This window comes from Clavibacter lycopersici (assembly GCF_003576405.1).
In the GTDB taxonomy this organism is placed as follows: domain Bacteria; phylum Actinomycetota; class Actinomycetes; order Actinomycetales; family Microbacteriaceae; genus Clavibacter; species Clavibacter lycopersici.
In genome coordinates this window covers 1-348 of sequence record NZ_QWGT01000582.1, presented here as the reverse complement: position 1 = coordinate 348, position 348 = coordinate 1, and the positions used below count along the sequence as shown (strand labels likewise).

Genomic DNA, 348 nt, shown 5'->3' with positions numbered 1-348 from the left:
TCGCCCGGCTCGGCGCGCGCCTCGGACGCGAGACCGGCGCGCCCGTCGACGTGCGCGCCGACGCGGGCATCGGATCCGTCGACCGCGACGCCGAGGTCGTCCTCCTCCGCTGCGCCCAGGAGGGCCTCGCGAACGTCCGCCGCCACGCGGGCGCGACCGCCGTGGAGCTGGTCCTCGCCCGCGACGGCGACGACGTCGTGCTCACGATCCGCGACGACGGCCGCGGGTTCGACCCCGCACGCGCGTCCGGCGGCTACGGCCTGGACGGGATGCGCCGCCGGCTCGACGCGGCGTCCGGGCGCCTGGACGTCGCGAGCGGTCCCGACGGCACGCGGCTGACCGCCCGGA

General features: G+C 79.6%; 1 protein-coding gene. It reads left to right on the top strand.

What is annotated here, in order from left to right; genetic code table 11:
- On the top strand, positions 1 to 348 hold a 348-nt coding region (locus DZG00_RS16635; RefSeq protein WP_375342520.1), incomplete at both ends, for a sensor histidine kinase.